The following is a 24,626-nucleotide window of genomic DNA, read 5'->3' on the forward strand; positions in this document are numbered from 1 at the left end:
GCGACCGAGCAGTCTTGGGTAATGCGCGTCGGTGCTGATCCGCCGATCGAGGGATCGGGTCGAGCCGCGGGTGGCGGCTAGGGTGAACGACACGCCACGGGAGATGCCGGGGTCGATCTCGCTGCCCTGGACCGAAAGCCGACATGGACACCTCGCGCGTCGCCATGCTCCTCCTCGGGGCCGGATCCCTGGCGCTGACCGGGATCACCCGGAGTCGCAGGTCCGCAGGGAAGTGGGGCGGCACCGAGGGCCAGGAGCGGTTCGTCATCGTGGGGCTGCCATGCCTCGGGGTGGTCCTGATGCTCGGGGGCCTGTTGGCCGGGCTGCCGGCCGCGGTCCGCGGCCCGGGCGCGGTGGTCGCCGTCCTGCTGTGCTTCGTCAGCATCGGCTGGGGCGTGTTCTACCTGCCGCTGCCGCGGTGGGCGGTCCCCGGTCACCTGCGGGCACGACGGACCCGCCGGCTCGCGACGGGCGAGCCCTGACCCGAGGCGTTCGGGTTTTCAACCGCCCAAGCAGGAGCGGTTCTCGGGGCGCCGTTGGCATGATGTCGTGTGCCCACTTCCCGCGACGACCTCCCGCGCTCGCCCTCGGGGCGCGTTCCCCAGTGGGTCGTCGATCAGGACGCGGGCCTGCCTAGCACGCAGTCCGGGTGGAGACCTCCGGTGGCGGACCCCGCCCCCGCTGCGCGCGGCCACCGCCGGCGCAGGATCCCGACGACGGTCGGCGTCGTCCTCGTCGCGGTGCTGGGCGGCGCGACCTGGCTCAGCTCGGGTGCCCCGGGGCTGCCCCACGACGTCGTCTCCGCGGTCGAGGCTCGGTTGGCTCCGGCCCCGTCGGCCCGGGTGGTGGCGCTCGCGGACGCGGCTCACCTGTCCGACGACGGCCGCACGCTGTTCTACGGCACGCGCCCGCAGGTGCTGGGCGCGGCCGCGTTCGCCGGTCATTGCGCGGACAGCCAAGCGCTGCGCGCCGTGTCCGCGGGCGGTGCAGTGGGCTGCTTCCAGGAGGGCGCGAACTCGATCGTCCTGTACGAGCCCGCGGACCCCCGCCTGCACCCGGCCGTGGTGGAGGCCGCCGCGCACGAGACCCTCCACGCGGCCTGGGCGAGTCTGAGCGCCGACGAGCGAGGCCAGCTGACCCCGCTCCTCGAGGTCGAGGTCGCCGCGCTCGCCGGTGACGATCCGATCCTCGAACGGATCACCGCTTCGGTCGGGGTGCATCCGGAGGGCCGCCCGACCGAGCTCTTCGCGTACGTCGGCACGACGGTGTGGCGTGCCGGCGGTCTGGCCCCGCAGCTCGAGGCGGTCTACGCGCGGTTCGTCGCGGACCGGGCCGCGCTGGTCGCGGTCTACACCGACGGGCAGGCCCTGCTCGCCGCGATGGGCGCCGAGATCGACGCTGCGTCGCAGGCCCTGGTCACGCGGGAGACAACCAATGCGCAGAGCCGGGCGCAGTACGTCGCCGATGTGAGCTCCGTGGACTACTACCGCCAGGAGTACCAGGCGAAGGTGGCCGAGGTCGCCTCGATGTCAGCAGGCCTGCGCGGGCGGCTCCAGCTGGGGTGGGAGTGGTGGGACGGGACGAAGCTGCCCATGGCCCCGGCGGAGACCACCCTCGCCGACGCCGCCGCCCTGCTGGCCCGGGACGACGTCGCGCTGCCCGCCCGGGTCGCCGTCATCGAGGTCGACGAGGGCTCCGCCGCTGCCGAGCGGACGCGGGTCGAGGGCCTCGTCGCGGACCTGCAGGCGCTGCAGGCGCAGCTCGACCCGGCCACGTCGCCGAGCTGAACCGGCGTTCCCGCGGGAACGTCCGCGTGCATCACCGGCGGCGCCCTGCCCCGTAGTGTCGGCGGCACGTGACCGGCAGAACAGGGAGTTGGCAGTGGTGCCCAGTGCGGGACTCGATCTCGTCGACCAGCTCGGCGGCATCGCGGGCCGGGTGCCGTGGCCCCTGCTCCTGGTCGCGGCGGTCGCCTTCTTCCTCCTTGTGGGGGCGATCAGGCGTCGCGCCGGTCGGCCGCGGACGGGTGAGATCTGGTTTGCCCAGGTCCCCTTCCGCGATGGCACCGGCAGCAAGGATCGACCCGTTCTCGTGCTGTCCGTCGATGGGCGTGCGTGCACGGTGGCGCAGTTCACCTCCCAGGACCGGGACGCGCGGCGTGACTACCTACGCGTTCCGGACGCTTCCCCGGCCTGAGTCGCTCGAGCTGGGTCAGTCTGCGGCCGGTGCAGCTTCCGCATTCGGCGATGCGGCGCCGTTCCGGCACACCCGGCATGGCCCTCGTGGGCTGGTACGAGGGCTTGGCGCTCTCGCGATTGCCCGGCGATCGTCGACTCCCCGAGGTCCGAGCTCCGCCTCGCTTGGACACGACTTGGTTACGACACGCGAAGGGGTCTGCCGGGCCGGGCGCGCTGACGTCGACGGCACTTACCCTGCACCTAGAGTGCCGGAGCCAGCGAGGGAGTCACGTGCGGTCGGATCGACGAGGTGTGGGGCGCGCGTCTGGGGCGGTCGCTCTGGCGGTTGCGCTGCTGCTGGCGGGCTGCACGCCGACCCCCGGCCTCGTCGGCCCGGGCGCCTCCCCGGCCGGGCCCAGCTCGGACTCGTCGCCGAGCCCGTCCCCGACCATGAGTGCGTCGGCAAGCCCGTCGCCGTCACCCAGCGCGACGCCGACCCCGACGCTTTTGCCCACCCCCACCCCCACCCCCACGCCCACGCCCACTGTTGCTCCTGCTCCTGCTCCCACCCCGGCCCCCGAACCCGTCCAGCTCCGGCTGGGCGACAAGGGTGAGCCGGTCGCCCAGGTCCAGCGCCGCCTGCAGGAGCTCGGCTACTTCCTGCCGACGGCCGACGGCGACTTCGGGTCGAGCACGCGCCAGGCCGTGTGGGCGCTGCAGAAGGCCGCGGGGATCGGCCGGGACGGCGTGGTCGGGCCGGCCACCCTCGCCGCCCTGGACGCGGGCGCCCGCCCGACGCCGCGGTCGACCACCGGGCAGGTGCTCGAGGTGGACCTCGACACGCAGCTCTTGCTGGCAGTCCAGGACGGCCAGGTCGTGGCCATCATCAACGCATCCAGCGGGAGCGGTCGGAAGTACGAGGCGCTCGGCAAGACGCACACGGCCTTCACCCCGACGGGCGACTTCACCGTCGTCCGCCAGATCAACGGCATGCACGACTCGAGCATGGAGCTGGGCGAGATGTATCGCCCGAAGTACTTCCGCGGCGGCTGGGCCATCCACGGGTCGCCCTCGATACCGCCCTACCCGGCCTCGCACGGCTGCATCCGGGTCTCCAACGACGCCATCAACTGGATCTGGGACCAGTTCGGGGCGCCGGTGGGCACCCCGGTCCTGATCCACCGCAGCTGACTCGGCGCCCTCGCGCTCAGGCGTTCGCGGCCGCCCCGGCCGTGTCCCACGTGGCAAGCACGACGGCGAGGACGAAGACCTGCACGGCCAGCGGCAGGCCGGGGAGATCCGCGACGGCGTCGCCCCGCCAGGCGCTCGTGCGCCGGACCGAGCCCACGGGCTGCCCGTCGGCGAGCAGCTCCTCCTCCTGGCGCCAGGCCGAGGGGCGGCGGAACTCGTAGGTCACCCCGTCCGCCTCGACGCGCCAGCTCTTGCGACCCACGCGGTCCGCCGAGGCGATCCGGGCGCCGTCCTGGTCGGCCATCCCGTAGGTGCTGCCCCACAGGTTGGTGCGCACCTCGTAGCGCCGCCCGTCGATCTCGATCGCGCCGCCCGGCTTCCACCAGGACGCGTCCCAGGTCGCGAGCGGAAGTCCGTCGACGACAAGGTCGTAGCGGGTCGTCCACATGCTCGCCTTCCGGGCCTCGATCATGGCGCCCACGCTAGTGGCGGCGCGCGGATCCGGTTGGCGGGTCGGCCGTCCGGCTGGTTGGTTGGTCACATGAATTTCAATGGCATGTGGGCGGAGCCGGCCAGCGACCCGCGAGAGGCGCTCGCGCCCGGTCGGGGGGAGAAGGCCGTGCTGGCGGAGTACCTCGACCGCTATCGGATGACCTTCGAGCTCAAGTGCGAGGGGCTCACCGCCGAGCAGCTCGCCCGCCGCGCGGTCCCGCCGTCGACCCTGTCGCTGCTGGGCATGATCCGGCATCTCGCCCGGGTGGAGCACTCCTGGACGCGCCGGGTCTTCGAAGGACAGATCGACCTGCCCCGCCTCTACCGCAGCGAGGCGGACCCGGACCTGGACTTCAACCAGGCCGTGGCCGACGACGACGTCGTCGCCGACGCGTGGGCCACCTGGCGCCGGGAGGTCGCGCACGCTCGCGACGTCTACGCCGAGCTGGACCTGGACGCGCGGGTTGACGTCCACGGCCAGCCGACCGAGACGCGCGACATCGTGGTCCACCTGATCGAGGAGTACGCCCGCCACGTCGGCCACGTCGATCTGCTGCGCGAGTGCATCGACGGCCGAACCGGCCAGTAGCCGTCCGAGGGCCCGTGGCGGGGTGTCCGCCGACGGCGAACGGGGGTGGGGATGAGCCTGCCCGACGACGTGGTTTGTCCTGCTATGGATGACGCGCTCGATGCCTACTCGCGGATCGTGACCTCGGTCGCCGACGCGCTGCAGCCCTGTGTCCTGTCCGTGCTCGTTCGCAGCGGTCGCGGCGCCGGCGCCGGGTCCGCCGTCGTCCTGGACGACGACGGGCTGGTCGTGACCAGCGCGCATGTGGTCGAGGGGGTGCGCGGTGGTGCGGTCATCGCCGCCGACGGCGAGGAGGCGCCGTTCGACGTCGTCGGCGCGGACCGGCTCTCCGATCTCGCCGTGCTGCGCACCCGGGCCGGGCTGGCGCCCGCGGCCGAGCTCGGCGACGCCGACCGACTGCGCGTGGGCCAGCTCGTCATCGCCGTCGGCAACCCGCTCGGCCTCGCGGGGTCCGTGACCGCGGGGGTCGTCAGCGCCGTCGGCCGCTCGCTGCCGGTCCGGACCGCCTACGGCGGGCACGCGATCGACGACGTGATCCAGACCGACGCGGCGCTCAACCCCGGGAACAGCGGCGGCGCGCTCGGGGATGCGTCGGCGCGCGTCGTCGGCATCAACACCGCGGTCGCCGGGTTCGGGCTCGGCCTGGCCGTGCCCGTCAACGCCACGACTCGACGGATCCTCGCCGAGCTCACGTCCGCGGGCCGGGTCAGGCGCGGCTGGCTCGGGGTCGGCGGGTTGCCCGCGGCGATCCCTCGGGCGCTCGCGGACCGGCTCGGTCGTGACCGGGGCCTGCTCGTCTCCGAGGTCGTGCCCGGGAGCCCCGCGGCCGCGGCCGGCCTGTACCTCGGTGACGTCGTCATCGCTGCGGGTTCCGTCCCGGTGACCACCGCGCAGGACCTGCAGAAGCTCATGCTCGGCACCGCGGCGGGGAGCCGATTCCCGGTCACGGTCTTCCGCCGCGGCGCCCTGGTCGACGTCGTGGTCGAGCTCGCCGAGCTCAGGGTGTGAGCACCTCGCCTCGCGCGAGCGCGAACGGCAGGCGGTCGAAGATGATCCGGATCGCCACCACCTTCCCGTCGCGCACGGTGCACAGCTCGGCGGCCGGGGCGCTGGCCACCGCGGGGTTCCCGGCGTCGTACATCAGCAGGGCCTCGTGCTCGTCGCCGTGGACGGAGAGGAGCTCGGAGCTGGTCAGGCTGGCCGCGAACGGCCCCATGAAGCCCTTCACCGCCTCGATCCCGACCAGCCGCCCGGCCGGACCGAGGCACTCGATGTCGTCGTCGAGCAGGCGCCAGGCGGTCTCGAGGTCTCCCGAGGTCCAGGCACGGTGGCACGCCAGCGCGGTCTCGGCTGCGGGGGTCACGGTGGTCTCCTTCGGTTCGGTGGTGGGTGAAAGGACAGACACCACGGGCCGTCGGATCGGAACGCTGCGAGCATGACGTCCGTGGAGGCAATGGGACTGAGCACGCTCCAGGCGGCTCGTGGCGGCGACCACCGAGCGTTCGCCGAGCTCGTCGCGCCCCACGAGCGCGAGCTGCGCGTGCACTGCTACCGGATCCTGGGATCCATGCACGCCGCTGACGACGCGTTGCAGGAGACCCTGATCGCCGCCTGGGGTGCGCTCCCGACCTTCGAGGGCAGGGCGTCGGTGCGCACCTGGCTGTACCGGATCGCCACCTCGCGCTGCCTCAACGCCATCCGCGACGGGGCTCGTCGGCCTCCCCTCGCACCGGTGGCGCCCTTCGACCCGCCACGCCCGACCTCGCGCGAGCAGGTCACCTGGGTCCAGCCGTATGCCGAGCATCTCCTGCCCGACGGCGATCCCGCCGCGAGAGCGGCCGCCCGGGACGGGATCGAGCTCGCGTTCGTCACCGCGCTGCAGGCCCTGCCTCCCCGGCAGACCGCCGCGCTCGTGCTGTGCGACGTCCTGGACTTCGACATCCGCGAGGTCGCGACGATGCTCGACGTCAGCCCGACCGCCGTGAAGGGGCTGCTCCAGCGCGCGCGGGCCGCGATGCCTGCCCGCACACCGACCGCACCGTTCGAGCAGGAAGCCGCCGTGGCTCGACGCCTCGCCGACGCCTACTGCCGGGACGACGTCGGTGGCGTCCTCGCGCTGCTCACCGACACCGCCTGGCTCGCGATGCCGCCGGCGCCCCATCGCTACGACGGCCGTGCCGCTGTCGGAGCCTTCCTGAGCGCCAGCGCCGCGGGCCGCGGGCTGCACCGATACGAGCTGGTGCCGGTGCGGGCGGGCGGGCACGCCGCGTTCTGCTGCTACCTGGCCGGCCGGGCGCGCGGCCTCCTGGTCGTGACCGCCCAGCCGCAGGGCACCGCGATCTCGTCGCTCGTGCGACTGCTCGACGACGACGTCCACGCCTGGTTCGACCTGCCGACGCACCGGTCGACGGGGGTCGGGACCGCCCCCGTCTGAGGTCCGGGACGTCACGCGAGCTCGAGCTACCGGCCGTGCACGTCCGTTCACATACCTTGCGCATCCGTGCAGCGCGCCACCACTATGGGCGTGCCGCCAGGTCGATACCCCGACGACGCCGTTGGGGTCAGCCGTCGGCGCGTGACCGTTCGATGGTCACGAACTGAGGAGGCCAGACGGTGAACCGTGCGGCAGGCATGAACCAGCGGTGGGCGGAAGCGAACCCCACCACCACCCCCGAGAGCACGTTCCGCGTTCCGAAAGCGGTCGCGAACGCCGAGCAGAAGGACCAGCGGTTCGCGCCGTCGGACCACTTCGTCGCCAATGCCGTCGCCAAGGCCGACCTGTATGCCGAGGCCGAGGCCGACCGACCCGCGTTCTGGGCGCGTCAGGCACGGAGCCTGCTGACCTGGAGCAAGGACTTCACCCGGACCCTGGACTGGTCGGGCGCACCCGTCGCGAAGTGGTTCGACGACGGCGAGCTCAACGCCGCCTACAACGCCCTGGACCGGCACGTCGAGTCGGGGCACGGCGACCGCGTCGCCATCTACTTCGAGGGCGAGCCGGGCGACACCCGGACCCTGACCTACGCCGACCTCACCGCGGAGGTCAAGAAGGCCGCGAACGCGTTCGAGTCCCTCGGGGTGCGCAAGGGCGACCGCGTCGCGGTCTACCTGCCGATGATCCCCGAGGCCGTGATCACCATGCTCGCCTGCGCCCGGATCGGCGCCGTGCACACCGTGGTCTTCGCCGGGTTCTCCGCGGAGGCGCTGCGCAGCCGGATCGACGACGCGCAGGCGAAGCTCGTGGTCACCGCGGACGGCACGTTCCGGCGGGGCCAGCCGAGCGGGCTCAAGCCGGCGGTCGACGGGGCGCTCGCCCGGAGCGGTCACGGCGTCGCGCGCGTGGTGGTGGTCAAGCGGACGGGCCAGCCCGTGGGCTGGGTCGAGGGCCGGGACCTGTGGTGGTCCGACGTCGTCGAGACCGCCGCCCCGAGCATGTCGCCGTCGGGCATGGTGCCGAGCACCCGCTGTTCATCCTCTACACGTCGGGCACCACGGGGAAGCCGAAGGGCATCCTGCACACCACGGGCGGGTACCTCACCCAGACGGCCTTCACGCACTGGGCCGTCTTCGACCTCCACCCCGAGACTGACGTCTACTGGTGCACGGCCGACGTCGGCTGGATCACCGGCCACAGCTACGTCGCCTACGCGCCCCTGATCAACGGCGCGACCCAGCTCATGTACGAGGGCACGCCCGACACCCCGCACCAGGGCAGGTTCTGGGAGCTCGTCGCGAAGTACAAGGTGACGATCCTGTACACCGCGCCGACGGCGATCCGGACCTTCCGCACCTGGGGCCGCGACATCCCGGCCGAGTACGACCTGTCCTCGATCCGGGTGCTGGGCTCGGTCGGCGAGTCGATCAACCCGGAGGCGTGGCGGTGGTACCGGGAGGTCATCGGCGGCAACAGCGCGCCGATCGTGGACACCTGGTGGCAGACGGAGACCGGCGCGCACATGATCACGCCCCTGCCCGGGGTCACAGCGACCAAGCCCGGGTCGGCACAGGTCGCGCTGCCCGGCGTCGCGGTCGACGTCGTCGACGACCGGGGCTACTCCGTGCCGAACGGGTCGGCGGGGTTCCTCGTGGTCGGGGAGCCGTGGCCGGCCATGCTGCGCGGCATCTGGGGAGACCCCAAGCGGTTCAAGCAGACGTACTGGTCCCGGTTCGGTTCCCTGTTCTTTACCGGGGACGGCGCGAAGCGGGACGAGGACGGCGACCTGTGGCTGCTGGGCCGGGTCGACGACGTCCTGAACGTGGCGGGTCACCGTCTCTCGGCATTGGAGATCGAGGCCGCGCTCGAGTCGCACCCCGCCGTCGCGGACGCCGTCGTCGTCGGTGCGCCGGACCAGACCACGGGTCACTCGGTCGCCGCGTTCGTGATCCTCACGACCCCAGCGACAGCCGGGCCCGCCGGGAACGAGGCCGGGGCTGAACTCGTCGAGGTCCTGCGCCGCCATGTCGGCCAGGAGATCGGCCCGATCGCGAAACCGAAGCGGATCGTGGTGGTGACCCGGTTCCCCCGCACCCGGTCGGGCAAGGTCGTGCGCCGCCTGCTCGGCGACCTGGCAGCGGGTCGTCCGCCGGGCGACGACTCGACCCTGGCCGACGTGGGGGTGCTCCGCGACATCTCGCGGTCGATGCGTCGAGTCTGATCGGTCGAGGCAGTGGTCGGCGTGAGCCCTCGGTCACGCCGACCGCCACCGGTCGAGCGGTGCGGTCAGCGGGCTGTCAGCCCGCTACCGACCGTGATGGTGATCGAGCGATACATAGAGAGCATGGCACGTTCATTACTTTTGCAATACCAAAGTCACGCTAAATGCATGCGTACGCCCGGTTAATCCCTGCCCGGTTCGAATCCAGAGCCTCCCGCGTGACCTCGGGCCGCGGGCACGTACGATCCCGTCGGCTCCTGACTGGTCTTCGCGACGAAGGCCCGACCGTCGCGCTCGACGAGGTGAAGGACCACCCACGGTGCATCTGGTGCCGCTGCGCCTGAGGATCGCGCGGCCTGGATCAGCGTGCCCCCAGCGAAAACCCGATGGTTTCTGCGTCAACAAGAACGAAGTCTGGAAGGAATCAACGGGCCATGGAAGAAATCGGCGTCCACTGGGTCGGGGCGGTGTTCGGTCTCGCTCTGGCCATCGTGCTGATCCTGCGCAAGGTCCATCCGGTCTACTCGCTGTTTCTGGGCGCCATCGTCGGTGCACTGGTCGGCGGGGCAAGCCCGGCCGAGACGATCACCGTGCTGGTCTCAGGGACGCAGAGCGTCATGGGCACCGTGCTTCGGGTGCTGGCTGCCGGCGTCCTGGCCGGGGCCATGATGGAGACCGGCGCGGCGGAGACGATCGCTCAGGCGATCGTGGACAGGCTGGGGGCTGGCAGGGCGATCCTCGCGCTGGCCCTGGCCACCATGATCATCACCTCGGTCGGCGTGTTCATCCCGGTCGCGGTGCTCATCGTCGCTCCGATCGCTCTGGACGTCGGCCGAGAAGCGGGAATCTCCAAGCCCGCCTTGTTGCTGGCGATGTCCGGTGGGGCCAAAGCGGGCAACATCATGTCTCCCAACCCGAACACGATCGCAGCGGCGCAGGGATTCGACGTCGAGCTGAGCAGGGTCATGCTCGCCGGGGTGATACCCGCCCTCTTCGGCCTCGTGGTGACCGTCCTGATCGCCTCCGCCCTGAAGCGCAAGGGACTGCCGGTCGAGACCGTCGATGTGGCGGTCGCCGAGAACGTCGACGACGGCGGTGTCGTCGGGGGTTCGGGAGGATCCGCAACCGCGACTTTGGCACCGGTTCTGGCCCCCACCTCGACGTCGGCCGCGACCGCGACCCGGCCGACTCTCGCCCGGGCCCTTGTGGCCCCCGCCGTCGCCGTGTTCCTGCTCATGCTGAACCCGCTCGGTCAGATCTCCGGCGTCGGCCTCCTCCAGAACCTTCAGCTGGATGCCCTGTACATCCTGCCGCTCGCGGGTCTGGTCGGTCTGGCGGCCATGGGCCAGTTCCGCCACGCGGTCCGCTACACCACCGCGGGCCTGAACCGGATGACGTCCACCGCCATGATCCTGCTGGGTGCAGGCGGTATCGCCGGACTCATCTCCGCCTCGGACCTCTCCGACCAGGTGGTCTCGCTCATCGAAGCCAGCGGGGTCTCCGGCACGCTCCTCGCCCCGATCTCGGGGATCCTCATGGGGGCCGCGGTCGCGTCCACCTCGACCGGGGTCATCTTGGCCACCAGCTCGTTCAGTGCCCCGATCCTCGAGATGGGCACCGCTCCGCTGGCGGCCGCGGTCATGGTCCACACGGGTGCGACGGTGATCGACTCCCTGCCGCACGGCAACTACTTCCACGTGACGGCCGACGCGATGACGATGTCGATCCGTCAGCGCCTGGCCCTCGTGCCGTACGAGGCGCTCGTCGGCGGGACCATGACGGTGGTCGCGACGATCCTCTACGGCTTCCTGCTCTAGCCGGCGCGGCGCGGGGAGATCTAGGCGGAGGGCACCAGGCGGCCGTCGCGCAGGGGGACGACCCGGCCCGCGGCCTCGAGCACGCGCTCGTCGTGCGAGGCGACCAGGATCGCCGTCCCGCGCGCGCGCGCCAGCACGATCGCGGCGAGGACGCGATCGACGTTCTCGTCGTCCTGGTGCCCGGTGGGTTCGTCGAGCACGGCCAGGCGCGGTTGCAGGACGAGCGCTCGGGCCAGCGCGGTGCGCTGCTGCTCGCCGAGCGAGGTCTGCGACGCGAGCCGGGCGCTCAGGTGCGTCAGGTCGAGCGTGTCGAGCAGGAGCGCGCACAGCTCGCGGCGCTCCGCGCGTGCGGGTCCGGTCGCGGCGTGCAGGCCGACGGGCAGCATCGCGTTCTCCAGCACCGAGAGCTCCTCGACGAGGGCGAGCCGCTGCGGCAGGAGCGCGACGGTTGCCCAGTCGTGGACCTGATCGGCCGGTCGCCCGAGCAGAAGGACCCGGCCCGACGTCGGCCGGCCCAGTCCGGCGACGAGGTGGCACAGGGTCGACTTGCCCGAGCCCGACCGGCCGGCCAGGGCGACGAATTCCGCGTCGTCGAGCGTGAGGTCGATGTCGTGCAGCACCGGGGGAGCGCTCGTCGGCCCGAGCCGATGGGTGAGACCCTCGACGCGAAGCAGCGGCTCAGTGCTCGTCGGCCCAGCGCTCGTCCACTCAGCGCTCATCGACTCAGCGCTCATCGACTCAGCGCTCATCGACTCAGCGCTCATCGACTCAGCGCTCGTCATCGTCTGCCTCCTCGCCCGTCGGCACGGACGGCGCCTCGCTGCTGTCGGCCGGGAGCAGTCGCACGCCCTGGCCGTCCAGCACCACCCGCGCCCGCCCCTGCGGGAACATCGCAAGCGCGTCCGGCGGCAGCTGCAGACGGCCGGTCGAGTCGATCTGCGCCATCGCCAGCGCACCCGCCACCGCCTCGGTCGAGACCACGCCGTACCGCAGGTGGAGCACGCGGTCGGCGGCGGCGATGGCTCGCTGGTCGTGCGTCGCGAACACGACGGCGCTGCCGCCCTGGGCGCAGCGGCGCAGCTCGGCGAGCACCAGGCCGGAGGTGTCGTCATCCAGCTCGGCCGTCGGCTCGTCCGCGATGACCAGCCCGGGCGCGCCGACGACGGCGGCCGCCACGGCCAGCCGCTGCTGCTCGCCACCCGAGAGCTCGCGGTTGCGGGCACCACCGCGCGCGGTCAGGTCGAGCCGGTCGAGCAGCCGCGCGCACTCGGCGAGGTCGCCTGACCGCAGGCGCGCGGCCTGCTCGACCTGCTCGCGCGCGACCAGGCCGTCGAACAGGCTGTGCGTGGGACGCTGGGCGACCCAGGCGACGTCGTACCGACGCAGGTGGCGCAGCGCGCGCCGGCTGAGCTTCTCCGCCGATCGGCCCGCGATCCACAGCTCGCCTCCGCTCTGGCGCTCGCGCAGGGCCAGTACCGACAGCAGGCTCGACTTGCCGCTCCCGGACGGGCCCGTGACGGCTGTCAGCGCCCCGCGCGGGAACGAGGCCTCGATCCCGCGCAGCGCGTGCGTCTCGCCGCTCGCGCTCGGATAGATCTTCATCAGGCGTGCGCACCGGGCCGCGGGCCCGTTCGTGTCAGTCGGCATCGCGCAGCACCTTCCCGGCGTCGGCCCGGCCCGATCGCGTCGCCACGACCACGATCGCGACCAGGAGGCACACGACCGCCGCGATCGCGGCGGCGGCCAAGGCGGCGCCGCCGAGCCGGAGCACGAACGCGGGCTGCGACCCCCCGCCCGGATCGAGCAGCCGCGCCCCGAGCGGTGCGATGAGCAGCACCCCGACGCCTGCCAGCGCGAGCCCGAGCCCGCCCAGCAGGGCGAGCTCGATGGACCGGGCGCGTCGCGCGCCCGCGCGGCCCATGCCCATCAGCGCCAGCATCAGGTCGGACGCCCGCGACCGGGTCGTGGCCCGGTCGGCGAACATCGCCAGCGCCAGCACCGCGATCCCGGCGACGCACAGCCCAAGGGCCACCTGAAGACCGATCGAGCGCCGGGCAGCGACGAGGTCCGGATACTGGGCGACCTGCGCGAGCGTCTCGGTCGCGCCCAGCTCGATCCCGCGCGGCTCGAGCACGGCCACCAGCGCGTCCGGGCCGCCGCTCGTCCACAACGACGGGAAGTACTGCCGTGGCGCCCGATCGAAGCGACCCTCCATCGGCGCCGGGCGTACCCGCGGGTCGGCTGCGCCGAGCGAGCCGAAGAAGCTGTCCGCGGGCACCACGATCATCGGCAGGTTGCCGGAGTGGCCCGGGAAGGCGGGCACGACGTCGAGGAGCGTGATGGGGAAATCGCCGAAGTCGGTGCTGACCGCCGAGCCCTCCCCGGGCTGGCCCACGAGACCGCCGACGCCGATCGCGGGGATCTGCCCCGCCCCGCCCGCCTGCAGCCGGGTCGTCAGGGCCGCGTCGGCGCGAGTGAGCGCCGGCAGCAGGGCTCTCGACCGGGCGAGCTCGGGCCCGTGGCCCCACGCGGCCACGGCCGCGAACCGGGCGGGGTCGATCACGAGCAGGTCGATGTTCTGCAGTTCTCCCGGCACCGTCACCCGGGCGCGCCAGACGATCGTGGTGCCCGCGGGCAGCGGCGGGGTGCGGACGCCCGGCACCGGGCCCGAGGTGGGGATGGTGGCTGGGTCGTCCGGGTCCACCTGCGCGGCCCCGTCGTCGAGCAGCCAGGAGACCTCGATCTCGGTGGTGGCGCCGGCGCCGGCGAGGACGGCGGCGCGGTCCTCGGTGACCTGGTTCACCGAGACCGCCGCGGCGACCGAGTAGGCCAGCAGGCCGAGCCCGGTGGACAGGATCGTGACGACGAGAACCTTCTGCGACCCGCCGACGACCACCCGGCGCAGCGCGAGCATGAGCGCCGGCCGCCGGGCCCAGGCGTCGGTGGCGCGACCGCCGGCCGGACGGCGCGCCGCCGCCCCGGCCGCGGCGAGGACGAGCCGGGTGCCGATCGCACCCGTGGCCGCCAGGACGAGCAGCGGAACGATCAGATCGAGCGCACTCGGCGGTCCGGTCGCCGCCGGGCGAATCAGCAGGCCGAGCGTGGCCGTCGCCGCGACCGCGCCCAGGACGACCTCCCACGGGACCGACCGCGAGACGCCGCTGTTCGCAGTGAGCCGGGCCGCGCGCGCCGCCGCGACCGTCGCGGCGCAGCCCACGAGCGCGATCCCGGCGAGCGCGGCCACCCCCGCGCGCCAGGCGCCGTCGGACATGGATGCCGTCGTGATCGCCCCGGGCGGGCCGACCGTCCCCACCACGAGCGCCGCGAGGCCGAACCCGGCGGCCCAGCTCACGACCGCCACGGGAAGCACCTCGAGCGCGGTGAGCGTCCCGATCGTGACGGGTCGCAGCCCGACGCCGACGGAGTGCTTGAGCTCGATCGCACGCCGCACCGTCCCGAGCGCGGCGACCGCGAGGATCGACAGCAGGCCGAGGCCCACGCCCGCGGCGCTCAGCGTCGAGGTCCAGGCGACGGTCCGATCGGCCACGGCGGTCGCCGCGCGCACCAGGTCGGGCAGGCCCGAGGCGACCTGCTGCTGCACCCGGTCCGGCGAGTCGCCGAGGAGCGCGGGGTCGCGGACGTCCGCCTGGAGCTGGCGGATCCCGGCGACGGTGGCCGAGGCGTCCGCGAGGGTCGGGACCGGTGGGGACAGCTGACCTTCCACGGCGAAGAGCAGGGAATCGTCCACGGTCTGCGCGACCTGGGTCACGGCAGCGACGTCGCCCACCAGGAGGTACGCGGGGGACGACGTGAACTCGCTGTCCATGGGCAGGGACGACTGGCGCAGGCTCCAGCGCTCGGTGCCCGGCGGGTCCGCGGGCAGCCGCCCGGCGCCGCCCACCGCGTAGACGCCCGCCACCTCGACCGGGGTGCTCTCCCGGGAATCGCGTCGCTCGATGCCGACCTCGACGGTGTCGCCGGTCGTGACGCCCAGCGCCGTGGCGACCGGGGCGGGCAGCCACAGCGCTTTACCGGTCGCCTCCGCGGGCACGTGCGCCGGCGTGCCGGGGTCGGGGACCAGCGCCTGCTCGACGTCGTCGTCCCCGAACAGCCGGGCCCGCTCGGTTCGACCGTTCGCGGCCACGAAGGGGGTGAATACCGTCCGGCTGTGGAGCTCGACGCCGATGGAGGTCGCGGTCACGGTGGCCGGCCCGAGACCGGGGATCCGATCGAGCATGCCGCCGAGGCGCTCGCGGCCCTCCAGCCCCGCGCCGCCGACCAGGCGGACGACCGGGGCCGACCCGGCGTTCGCAGTGACCGGCACCGCCGTCAGCTGGTCGGCGAAGGCGGCGTTCCCCGAAGCCTCGGCGAAGATCGGCGCCGACGCGGCGGCCGCGCAGACCAGCACGAAGGCGCCCGCGACCAGCAGACCCCACGGCCCGTCACGCAGCAGGCGCAGAGGCGAGCGCCTGACTAGCGGACCCATGGGCCCAGACACAGCTCCGTCGGCCTCAGGCGATGCGGATGAGCTTCTTGTTGACGAACTCCTCCATCGCGAAGCGGCCCATCTCCCGGCCCGAACCGGAGCGCTTCACGCCGCCGAACGGCAGTTCCGCGGCGTCGCCGAGCACCAGGTTGATCCACACCATGCCGGCGTCGATCGCGTCGGCGACGCGGAGCGCCTGCTCGGGGTCGGTCGTGTAGACGTACGAGCCGAGCCCGAACGGGGAGTCGTTCGCCACCCGCACCGCCTCGGCCTCCGACGAGACGCGATACAGCGCGGCGACCGGCCCGAAGAACTCCTCGTAGTAGGCGTCCATCTCCGCGGTGACCTCGGCGAGGACCGCCGGCGGGAAGAAGTTGCCCGACGGCGTGCCCGATGCGAGCACGGTCGCGCCCTGCTCGACGGCTCGCTCGAGCTGTTCGGAGAGCCGCGAGGTCGCGGCCGCGGACGAGAGCGGACCCAGCAACGTCCCGTCAACCATCGGGTCGGCCGGCTGCGCCGCGGTGAACAGCGCGGTGAACTTCGCGGCGAACTCCTCGTAGAGCGAGTCGATCACGATGAAGCGCTTGGCCGCGTTGCAGGACTGCCCGTTGTTGTCGAGGCGCGCGTTCACGGCATCCTGCACCGCCGTGTCCAGGTCGTCGGTCGAGAGCAGGATGAAGGGGTCGGAGCCGCCCAGCTCGAGCACGACCTTCTTCAGGTGCTTGCCCGCGAGCTGGGCGACGGCGGCTCCGGCCCGCTCGGAGCCGGTGATCGAGATGCCCTGCACGCGCGGGTCGGCGATCACCGTCTCGATCTGCTCGTTCGACGCGTAGATGTTCACGTACGGGTGGGCGCGCACGCCCAGTGCGGCCGCGGCGTCGTCGAAGATCTGCGCGATCGCCGCTGCCGACTCCGGGCACTGCCCCGCGTGCTTGAGCAGGATGGCGTTGCCGGCCACGATGTTCGGGCCCGCGAACCGCGCGACCTGGTAGTACGGGAAGTTCCACGGCATGATCCCGAGCAGCACGCCCAGGCCGCTGCGGCGGATGAACGCCGAACCCGTGCCGCCCTCGAGCGCGATCGGCTCGTCGGCGAGGAACGCGGCGCCGTTGTCCGCGTAGTACTGGTAGATCGCGGCCGAGAAGTCGACCTCGCCGAGCGCCTGCTCGAGCGTCTTGCCCATCTCGCGCACCGCGATCTCGCCGAGCTGCTCGCGCCGTTCGGTGTGCAGCTCGGCCACGCGCCCGATGAGCGTGGTGCGGTCGGCGACGGACACCCGCCGCGCCCAGGACGCGTAGCCGTCCGCCGCGGTATCGATCGCCGTGATCAGCTCGGCATCGGTGATGGTCGGGTACTCGGCGACGGTCGCTCCGGTGGCCGGATTGACGACGGCGTAGTGGCTCATTCGGGTCTTCCTCACTCGTCAGGTGGGGTGCTGCGGTGGTTGCTGCACGGCAGGTGGTTTCGCTGAAACCACGATGGTTGAGGCTCTCACGATCGCGCTGCCGCGGAGGCGGTGATCTGGGACGAGTTTTGGAGCGGTCGACTCCCGGCGGCAGGGCTGGGGCGGTGTGTCAGCGCCAGAATCCGGTGAGCTGCTCGGCAAGGGCTCTGCCCTGGTCGTAACCGGCCTGAGCGGCGGGCGGACGCAGCGACGGATTCATCGCGTTGGCGCCGAACAGGTGCTCGGAGCTGGCCTCCGGGAAGATCGTCTCGACCCTGCTGCCGCGCGCGCGGAGGTCGTCGACCTGGGTTGCGAGGTGCATACCCCAGTCCAGGGGTTGCAGCGATCTGCCGCTGAACGGTGACAGCACCAGCACCCGCGCGTAGCCGGCGGCCAGATCGGCGTTCTCGGCATTGGACCGGTAGCCGCCGTCGATGTAGCGATGGTCGCCGATCCGGTAGGGGAGGCCACTGGCGCAGCTGGCCGCGACGGCGTCCGCCAGGTCGACCCCACTGTCGCGGTCGAACACGACTGGTTCACCGGTCTCGGCGTCAACCGCCGTGATGAGCACTGATCGCTCGGGCCAGACCTGACTCGGCAGCCGCGCCGCGACGGTGGCGCGCCACTGCGCCTGCCAGGTGCCGTCCGACGCCGCATCCCGCTCGAGTGCCGCCGCGCCCAGACTGCGGCGCAGGTCAGCCGCGTCCTCAGCGGAGGCGATGATCTTGTTCAACCTCTCTAGGTGGTCGGCCACCGGCCTGGCCGGAACGCGTCCTCGGTCGGATCCCGCCGGACCGGTCCGGTGCGGGGGCGCCGCGGTCAGGATGGCGGCGAGCAACTCGGCCGGGGTCGCGCCCGCCAGCTGGGCCGCGGCCGTCGAGCCGGCGGAGGTCCCGATGGTCAGGTCGGCGGTGGTCACGTCCAGCCCGGCATCGAACAAGCCGGCGGCGACGCCGATCAGCCAGGCATTGCCGGTCGAGCCGCCGCCACCGAGGACCAACGCTCGCTCACCGGCGGCGCGCGCCCGCGTGCTGGCGTCGACCTGCGGAGTTGAAGGGGGCGTGGTGTTCATGGGAGGTCGCATTTCAGCGCGACGCTACCCACTTGCGGCGCGAGCGTGCAATCGAATTGTTGCTCTCCCACCTCGCTCGAAAGCGCCACCGACCGAGCACTCTCAGCTAGCGCGGGTTCACCACCCGCCGCAGCATCGCCTGGGTCTCCGGGTCGACCGAGTACACCAGCGTCCCGGTCAGCCCGCGGGTGAGCAGCACCTTGTAGACGTGCCGCACCAACCGGTCGAACGTCTCGTTGCTGACCGTCTTCACCGACTTGAAGTCGGGGTCCTTGTTGAACTCCCGCCGCGACACCCACCGGTCGGTGCGCCACACGAGGTCGGGTCCGAAGATCACGCCGTTCCAGTGGTACTCGAACCCCTGCGCGGTGTAGACGCACCCGACCTGTCCGAACCCGCCGGGGTCGGAGGCCCACAGGGACGACGGCGGCGCCTCCCCGACCGCTCGTTCGCTCTTCAGGTTCCACGGCCGGCTCCAGTCGCCGATCGTCACGTCGTCAACGAGTCGGCCGTCGGGCGTCGGATCGCTCCACCGCCAGCAGTACCCGGCGGTCATCCGCGCGCCCAGGCCCTTGTCGCGGTAGACGGCCAGGCGAGACTCCAGCTCGGCGGGGGAGTCGACGACGTCGACCGCGAAGGTGGACTCGTCCTCCCAGCCGAGCGGGCCGCCGTCGTCGAGCAGGCCGAGCAGACGGTGCACCCAGTCGTTGTACGCGTCGGAGCCGCCGGCCCGGTACTGCCCCTGCAGGTCGATCTGGTGGACGGTCAGGCCCTTCGCCGCGGCGTGCGCCTTGATGTCGGCGGCGGTGCCCATCTCGCCGGGGCGCACCACCTGGTGCTGGTCGAGCAGGAAGACCGGCACGCGGGCGGCGTCGAGCAGCTCCTCGATCTGCGGGCGCGCCACGGCCCGGATCGCCTTGGGCGTGTACCGGTTGACCGACTGCGCGCGGATGCGGTGCGCCTCGTCGAGGATCAGCACGTCGAGGCCGTTCCGCTCGGCGGTCATGAAGCTGTTGAAGTACATGAACAGGCTCTTGGTGCGGCTCGAGCCCTTGCCGGCGACCTGGCGCAGCGTGTGCGTGAACGCCTTCGAGCCGGTCGCGTGCAGCACCGTGCGGCCCTGACGGGCGAGCTCGCCGAGCAGCGACAGCGCGATCACGCTCTTGCCGCTGCCGGGCCCGCCGGTCACCACCACGACTGTCTTGAGGTCCGACGCGCGGGCCTGCTCGACGGCGCGCATCACGATCTCGTAGGCGACCCGCTGCTCGTCGAGCAGCACGAACTGCTCGCGGTCGCGGATCTCGTTCGCGGCGACCTGGAGCAGCTGCTTGGACGGGGCGATGGAGGAGGCAAGCAGCTCGTCGGCGGCCGCGACACCGGAGTTCGGCGAGAGCCGGGACCGTAGGAACTCGTGAAACTCGCCGCGGCGCTGACCGGTGAACATGCGGGCCTCGGACGCCGCTGGCCCGGACCACAGGTCGGCGATGGAGCGGTCGGTCGCATTGTGGAGGTAGGCGACGCTTGCGAGGGGATCGGGTTGGTCGGCGAGCACGGTGACGAAGTCCGTGAGGTAGCTCGCGTACCCGGCGACCTGCAGCGCGGGGTGCAGCACGGGGCTGTACCGGGCGCCGTCGACGTCGACCAGGGTGGCGCTGTCCTGCCAGCGTCGCGCGGTGCTCCACTGCTTGAGCTCGACCACCACGTACGACGGCGCCCCGGTGCGCGGGTGGGTGCCGGCCAGGATCACGTCGGCTCGTTTCGAGCTCAGCGGGAGCCGGTGCTCGGCCAGCACCTCGACGGCCCCGAGGCCGGCGTCGCGCAGATCGCGCGCGAGCACGGGCAGGCTGTTGCGCCAGGAACGGGACTCGCTCTTGCCTGGATGCCCCAGCCCCTGGCTCACGAAGTAGTCCTCGAGGATCCGCTCGACCTCACTGACATCGCCGTCGGACATCGACGCGAGCGCGTTCCCACTCAATCGGACTGAATCCACGACGACGTCCCCCAGGCAGCACGAATGATCGTGCGGAGGGGACATATCCGGGGAACAGAAGTCCGTCGAACCGCTGCCAGGAGGTTAGCGCCCGGGCTGCGGGCGTCCGAACCGCCGTCGGGCCTGTGCCAGGGTGGCGCGCATGAGTGACGTGACTGGCGAGCCCGAGCTCGCGGAACTGACGCGGTTGATGCGCGAGTTCAGCGCCGAGCGCGACTGGCAGAAGTTCCACGACCCGAAGTCGCTGATCCTGGCGCTGATGGGCGAGGTCGGCGAGCTCGCCGAACTCTTCCAGTGGGTGGGGGCCGACGACGCGGTGGAGCGGTTCGCCGAACCGGAGCGCCGCCAGCGCGCGGGGGAGGAGATCGCCGACGTGCTGCTGTACCTATTGCGACTCGCGGACGTGGTCGGGGTGGATGTCGCCGCGGCGGCGCGGAGCAAGATGGCCGCGTCCAGGGAGCGGTTCGTCGCGGGGGACGTGCACGGGGTCGCGCCGGAACGGGCCTAGTAGTAACTCACTGCGAGGCGAGGAACTCCCCGAAGCGCATTTCCAGCCGGTCCGCGCTGGGCCTGTCGCGTCGCACCGAGGGCACCACCATCAGGGGCTTTCGATGGTGCGCCTGAATGCCGTATCTCAGCATGGGTCCGTCGATCTCCTCGAGCACGTCTGGTCGGATCTCGATGATCAGGTCGGGACGGATGCCCAGGATGTTCGCGTCGTACGCCGCGTGATGCATCTTGCACAGCGCGAGGCCGTTCGACATGACCGGGTCGCCGTCCGCGTTGGCGTCCGCGGTGATGTGCGCCGCATCGAGGAGATTGCCGTGCCGGAACGAACAGACCGCGCAGCGCGTGGCGTAGGCGCGCATGACCCCGGCCCGGAACGCGGGTTGGTGAAGCCGCTGGCGGGTCGTGCGTTCCATGTAGGCCCGCACGATCGGGTCGGCCTCATGGCCGACGTCGACCGTCCGCTGGTCTTCGCCCAGCGCCATGACGAACTGGTGGTCCGCGGGCTCCTCCGCCAGGAGGTACACCGGGTAGATCGCGGCGTAGACGCCGTCGGCGATTCCGTAGAACCAGATCATCGGGAGCTGGCGGTCCATCGCGGCGCGCAGGGCGCGGTTCTCGGGGTGGCTCGCGTCCTCGCCCCGCCACTTGTAGCGGAGCAACTTGTCGATGCCGATGCCGTCCTCGTAGGGCCGGACCGCTCCCTCGCGCCGATAGACGGTTCGGATCGACAGCGCGGCAGCCATGCCGGCGGGTTTGCGAATGCCCCGCTGCACGTCCATCAGGGGCAGCCGAGCGCCCGCGAACTGGAACTCCGCCAACTGCTTCTGGGTCCAGGACTCGACCCCGTGCGCTCGCTGACCATCGAGCCACGCGAGCGCGGCAAGGCGAATGGCGAGCTCGGTTTCGACCACGCTGTCAGTCACGGGTCTGAGCTTCCTCCCTGGTGTCCCTTAAGCCAAGGCGTCCGTGCCTGAGGAACGTGAGTCAGTTCGCGCGCAAGGCACTTCGCGGCGAACGGTAACCCGCGTGTAATCTCATGCGAGTGACTGAGCTTGAGCCAGGACTTTACGAGTTGCTCATCACGAGTGGGCTTCGCGCAAAACTCGACAATCTGTCCAGCGCTCTTGTCCCGCGTGATCGAAGCCTAAGCAGTGCTGATGCTGCGGACCGGATCGCTTGGCACGTCAGCAAACAGGTCGAGCGCGCCCTCTTGGACGTGAGCGACGAGGACCGGGTCTCTGTCGCGGTGAAGGTCGCGCAAGCCTTGCTCTATCGACTTGGCGAAGTCGCACACGTCGACGAAAGCGCTCAACTTATCGAGCCCGCTTCGGTACTCCATGCAATCCTGCGGCGCCGTCCGGATGGTGAGCCTGAGCATCTGGAAGCTCCCGTAATTCCCCTGCTGGATACAACATTGCTGACCAACGCGCCGGGCGAGCCAACCCTCTGGAGCCAGCTGCGCTCGGAGATCGCCTCGGCATCGTCGATCGACCTCGTCATGGCGTTTATTCGGCGAAGCGGGATCGCACCGCTCCTCGACCCGCTCCGCAAACACTGCGAGAGTGGCCGGACGCTGCGGGTGCTGACGACTACCTATACCGACTCCACGGAACGCGAAGCGCTCGAGCAACTTGCGGCACTTGGAGCTGAGGTCCGAGTTTCCTATGACATCGGATCAACACGTCTACATGCCAAAGCATGGGTCTTCCACCGCCGGCCATTCTCTACTGCCTACGTCGGATCCTCGAACCTGACGCGATCTGCCACGGTCACGGGCTTGGAGTGGAACCTCAGGGTCTCTGGGGCTCGAAACCCCGATGTCATCGACAAGTTCAGCGCGGTGTTCGAGAGCTACTGGTCCTCTGGTGACTTTGTCCCCTACACCGCGGAGGAGTTCGAAGCCGAGCAACTGCGAGTCGGCCGAACTGACACCGGACCAAGGATTATGCTCAGCCCGCTGGAAGTTCGGCCGCATCCGTTCCAGTCGCGCCTCCTAGAACTTCTTGAGGTTTCCCGGGAACTCGGTCACCATCGCAATCTTCTGGTGTCCGCAACCGGGACGGGCAAGACAGTCATGGCGGCGCTCGACTACGCCGCGCTTCGTGACCAAATTGGTAGGTCCAGGCTGCTCTTCATCGCACATCGCGAAGAGATTCTGGATCAAAGTATCGCGACCTTTCGCCACACACTTCGGGAGACGCAGTTTGGCGAGAAGTGGGTGGGAAGAGCTCGGCCCCGCGGCTTCGAGCACGTTTTCGCTTCGATCCAAAGCCTGAGTGCAAACGGCCTCACGTCACTCGATCCCTCGCACTTTGACGTTGTGATCGTTGACGAGTTTCATCACGCTGCCGCAGCCTCGTACAAGCGTGTTCTCGATCGCCTCAACCCCAAGGAACTCTTGGGCTTGACTGCGACGCCCGAGCGCAGTGACGGACTTCCGATCCTGCACTGGTTTGACGACCGCATCGCCGCCGAACTGCGACTCTGGGATGCCATCGATCAACAGCACCTCGCTCCATTCGTCTACTTCGGTATTCACGACGGGCTCGACCTTCGTGCGATCCCCTGGCGACGGGGACAGGGCTACGACATTGCTGAACTGACGAATCTCTACACTAGTTCCGATGCGTGGGCGAGAACGGTCGTCCAACAGGTCGTCGAGCACGCGGACATTCAATCGATGCGCGGCCTCGGATTCTGCGTAAGTATTAGACATGCGCAGTTTATGGCCAAGCATTTCAATCGGCACGGTATCCCGGCCATCGCGATCTGGGGCGATAGTCCGCGAGAAGAGCGAGAAGGTGCCTTGCGGGCGCTTGCGGAGGGACGTATTCGGGTGGTCTTCTCCGTCGATCTCTTCAACGAAGGGGTTGACGTACCCAATGTTGACACGATCCTTATGCTCCGACCAACGGAGAGCCCGACGTTGTTCCTCCAGCAACTTGGGCGCGGGCTCCGGAAGGCTCGGAACAAGGGCGCGTGTACTGTCCTTGACTTCGTCGGTACCCACCGGAAAGAATTCCGCTTCGACCGCCGCTACCGCGCTCTTCTCGGCGGTTCGCGCCGCGATATCGAGCGGGCCGTCAAAACTGGGTTCCCTTTTCTTCCCGCTGGTTGCCACATGCAACTCGATCAGAAGTCTTCCGAGATCATCTTGACCAGCCTCCGTGACGCGATTCCGTCTCGGTGGCCGCAGAAAGTTGCGGAACTCCGAGCGCTTCTCGGAGATCGCGGGGACCTGAATCTGGGCCAGTTTCTTGAGGAATCTGGGCTGGATCTCGCAGATGTCTACGAGGGCAGCAAATCCTGGTCTGACCTTCGGGTGGCTGCAAATGCCCCTGTTCTGCGCGAAGGCCCGAATGAGGCGACTCTTCGCCGCGCCGTCGGTCGTCCTCTCCACACCGATGATCGTGTTCGGATGTTGGGGTACCAGAAATTTGCCTCGCAGACGGGTATCCCGCAGGTCGCCTCGATGGCCGAACGCGATAGGCGACTGCTTCACATGCTGGTCGCAGGTCTCGCAGACCAGGCGATCCACAAGGGAACGTCGCTCCAGGAAGCCGTTGACCTCGTATGGGCGCATCCACAGGTTCTCGCTGAGATCTCGGAACTTTTAGCGGTGCTTAAGTCCGGCACGGACCACGTTCACACGCCTCTGACAACTCACCCGGATTCACCGTTGCAGATTCACGCGCGTTACTCTCGGATTGAGGTCTTGACATCCCTCGGTCTCGTTGACGGCGCAAAGGCATTTGCCTGGCAAAGTGGCGTCCTCCAGGCCAAGGCTGCCAACGCTGAACTACTCGCCTTCACCCTGGACAAGACCTCCGGTGGGTTCTCGCCAACAACGAGGTATCGCGACTACGCGATCAATCGGTCACTTGTGCACTGGGAGAGCCAGTCGACGACGCGTGCCGACGGCTCTACGGGGTTGCGCTACCGGAATCACGTGCGGGACGGTCGGTCGATACTGCTCTTCGCCCGACTTCGCGCTGACGATCGCGCGTTCTGGTTTTTGGGCCCGGCGACGTACCGGGGTCATGTAGGCGAGCGTCCAATGGCGATCACCTGGGAACTTCACACACCGCTTCCAGGAGATCTTTACCAGGCATTTGGTGCTGCGGTCGCGTAGGAAGGGTTCCGAGCCGAACCCCCGGTCCTCGCGAAGACACGCACTCGCGAACGTCTGTGATCAGGCCAACG

20 protein-coding genes and 1 pseudogene are annotated in these 24,626 nt (G+C 70.6%); 11 read left to right on the forward strand and 10 right to left on the reverse strand.

Annotation, left to right across the window (positions count from 1 at the left end; translation table 11 throughout):
- Positions 1-143: 143 nt before the first annotated feature.
- The 3 genes from VTA80_RS09690 (at position 144) to VTA80_RS09700 (ending at position 2,196) form a co-directional block, all read left to right on the forward strand.
- Positions 144-482, forward strand: coding sequence for a hypothetical protein (locus VTA80_RS09690; protein ID WP_407345291.1), 339 nt, complete (start codon positions 144-146; stop codon positions 480-482).
- A gap of 180 nt (positions 483-662) precedes the next feature.
- Positions 663-1,787 (forward strand): hypothetical protein, encoded by a 1,125-nt coding sequence (locus VTA80_RS09695; protein WP_407345293.1) that lies wholly within the window; start codon positions 663-665, stop codon positions 1,785-1,787.
- A gap of 97 nt (positions 1,788-1,884) precedes the next feature.
- Positions 1,885-2,196, forward strand: a complete 312-nt coding sequence (locus tag VTA80_RS09700) for a type II toxin-antitoxin system PemK/MazF family toxin (RefSeq protein WP_407345295.1) — start codon at positions 1,885-1,887, stop codon at positions 2,194-2,196.
- A gap of 268 nt (positions 2,197-2,464) precedes the next feature.
- Here the strand turns inward: VTA80_RS09700 and VTA80_RS09705 are convergent, their stop codons facing one another.
- Positions 2,465-2,692 carry a hypothetical protein gene (locus tag VTA80_RS09705; RefSeq protein ID WP_407345297.1) on the reverse strand — a complete coding sequence of 76 codons (228 nt, stop codon included), beginning with the start codon at positions 2,690-2,692 and terminating at the stop codon, positions 2,465-2,467.
- Between VTA80_RS09705 and VTA80_RS09710 the strand changes: the two genes are divergently transcribed.
- On the forward strand, positions 2,685-3,368 hold the full coding sequence (locus VTA80_RS09710) for a L,D-transpeptidase family protein (RefSeq protein WP_407345299.1): 684 nt from the start codon (positions 2,685-2,687) through the stop codon (positions 3,366-3,368). The genes VTA80_RS09705 and VTA80_RS09710 overlap by 8 nt on opposite strands.
- A 16-nt stretch (positions 3,369-3,384) precedes the next feature.
- Here VTA80_RS09710 and VTA80_RS09715 read toward each other — a convergent pair whose 3' ends face one another.
- Positions 3,385-3,840: a hypothetical protein gene (locus VTA80_RS09715; RefSeq protein WP_407345300.1), complete on the reverse strand. Its 456-nt coding sequence runs from the start codon at positions 3,838-3,840 to the stop codon at positions 3,385-3,387.
- Between the two features lie 69 nt (positions 3,841-3,909).
- On the opposite strand from VTA80_RS09715, the gene VTA80_RS09720 reads away from it, so the two are divergent.
- The gene (locus VTA80_RS09720) at positions 3,910-4,449 is read left to right on the forward strand and encodes a DinB family protein (RefSeq protein WP_407345301.1); all 540 of its coding nucleotides are present in this window, start codon (positions 3,910-3,912) and stop codon (positions 4,447-4,449) included.
- A gap of 84 nt (positions 4,450-4,533) precedes the next feature.
- Complete coding sequence (locus tag VTA80_RS09725) at positions 4,534-5,457, forward strand: S1C family serine protease (RefSeq protein WP_407345302.1); 924 nt, start codon at positions 4,534-4,536, stop codon at positions 5,455-5,457.
- Here the strand turns inward: VTA80_RS09725 and VTA80_RS09730 are convergent.
- The gene (locus VTA80_RS09730; protein ID WP_407345303.1) at positions 5,447-5,812 is read right to left on the reverse strand and encodes a nuclear transport factor 2 family protein; all 366 of its coding nucleotides are present in this window, start codon (positions 5,810-5,812) and stop codon (positions 5,447-5,449) included. The genes VTA80_RS09725 and VTA80_RS09730 overlap by 11 nt on opposite strands.
- 72 nt (positions 5,813-5,884) lie before the next feature.
- Here VTA80_RS09730 and VTA80_RS09735 point away from each other — a divergent pair, with 72 nt between their 5' ends.
- The 3 genes and pseudogenes from VTA80_RS09735 (at position 5,885) to VTA80_RS09745 (ending at position 10,921) form a co-directional block, all read left to right on the forward strand.
- Positions 5,885-6,883 (forward strand): RNA polymerase subunit sigma-70, encoded by a 999-nt coding sequence (locus VTA80_RS09735; RefSeq protein WP_407345304.1) that lies wholly within the window; start codon positions 5,885-5,887, stop codon positions 6,881-6,883.
- Positions 6,884-7,080: 197 nt separating this feature from the next.
- A pseudogene (gene acs, locus VTA80_RS09740) lies at positions 7,081-9,104 on the forward strand (acetate--CoA ligase).
- 434 nt (positions 9,105-9,538) lie between these two features.
- Complete coding sequence (locus tag VTA80_RS09745) at positions 9,539-10,921, forward strand: GntP family permease (protein WP_407345305.1); 1,383 nt, start codon at positions 9,539-9,541, stop codon at positions 10,919-10,921.
- A gap of 20 nt (positions 10,922-10,941) precedes the next feature.
- Here the strand turns inward: VTA80_RS09745 and VTA80_RS09750 are convergent, their stop codons facing one another.
- The 6 genes from VTA80_RS09750 to VTA80_RS09775 all read right to left on the reverse strand — a co-directional run bounded on the left by VTA80_RS09750 (position 10,942) and on the right by VTA80_RS09775 (position 19,874).
- Positions 10,942-11,703, reverse strand: coding sequence for an ATP-binding cassette domain-containing protein (locus VTA80_RS09750; protein ID WP_407345306.1), 762 nt, complete (start codon positions 11,701-11,703; stop codon positions 10,942-10,944).
- The gene (locus VTA80_RS09755; RefSeq protein ID WP_407345307.1) at positions 11,690-12,568 is read right to left on the reverse strand and encodes an ATP-binding cassette domain-containing protein; all 879 of its coding nucleotides are present in this window, start codon (positions 12,566-12,568) and stop codon (positions 11,690-11,692) included. The genes VTA80_RS09750 and VTA80_RS09755 overlap by 14 nt, the downstream gene beginning before the upstream one ends.
- Complete coding sequence (locus tag VTA80_RS09760) at positions 12,558-15,407, reverse strand: hypothetical protein (RefSeq protein ID WP_407345308.1); 2,850 nt, start codon at positions 15,405-15,407, stop codon at positions 12,558-12,560. The genes VTA80_RS09755 and VTA80_RS09760 overlap by 11 nt, the downstream gene beginning before the upstream one ends.
- A 25-nt stretch (positions 15,408-15,432) precedes the next feature.
- Positions 15,433-16,812: an NAD-dependent succinate-semialdehyde dehydrogenase gene (locus tag VTA80_RS09765; RefSeq protein ID WP_407345309.1), complete on the reverse strand. Its 1,380-nt coding sequence runs from the start codon at positions 16,810-16,812 to the stop codon at positions 15,433-15,435.
- A gap of 169 nt (positions 16,813-16,981) precedes the next feature.
- The gene (locus VTA80_RS09770) at positions 16,982-17,923 is read right to left on the reverse strand and encodes a patatin-like phospholipase family protein (RefSeq protein WP_407345310.1); all 942 of its coding nucleotides are present in this window, start codon (positions 17,921-17,923) and stop codon (positions 16,982-16,984) included.
- Between the two features lie 106 nt (positions 17,924-18,029).
- Positions 18,030-19,874: a DNA/RNA helicase domain-containing protein gene (locus tag VTA80_RS09775; protein ID WP_407345311.1), complete on the reverse strand. Its 1,845-nt coding sequence runs from the start codon at positions 19,872-19,874 to the stop codon at positions 18,030-18,032.
- 181 nt (positions 19,875-20,055) lie between these two features.
- Here VTA80_RS09775 and VTA80_RS09780 point away from each other — a divergent pair, with 181 nt between their 5' ends.
- On the forward strand, positions 20,056-20,421 hold the full coding sequence (locus VTA80_RS09780; protein ID WP_407345312.1) for a nucleotide pyrophosphohydrolase: 366 nt from the start codon (positions 20,056-20,058) through the stop codon (positions 20,419-20,421).
- A gap of 7 nt (positions 20,422-20,428) precedes the next feature.
- Here VTA80_RS09780 and VTA80_RS09785 read toward each other — a convergent pair whose 3' ends face one another.
- Positions 20,429-21,346, reverse strand: coding sequence for an HNH endonuclease (locus VTA80_RS09785; protein ID WP_407345313.1), 918 nt, complete (start codon positions 21,344-21,346; stop codon positions 20,429-20,431).
- 113 nt (positions 21,347-21,459) lie between these two features.
- Between VTA80_RS09785 and VTA80_RS09790 the strand changes: the two genes are divergently transcribed.
- Positions 21,460-24,555: a DUF3427 domain-containing protein gene (locus VTA80_RS09790; protein ID WP_407345314.1), complete on the forward strand. Its 3,096-nt coding sequence runs from the start codon at positions 21,460-21,462 to the stop codon at positions 24,553-24,555.
- Positions 24,556-24,626: the final 71 nt, after the last annotated feature.

Origin of the sequence: Pengzhenrongella phosphoraccumulans, assembly GCF_045689905.1 — a bacterium.
In the GTDB taxonomy this organism is placed as follows: Bacteria; Actinomycetota; Actinomycetes; order Actinomycetales; family Cellulomonadaceae; genus Pengzhenrongella; species Pengzhenrongella phosphoraccumulans.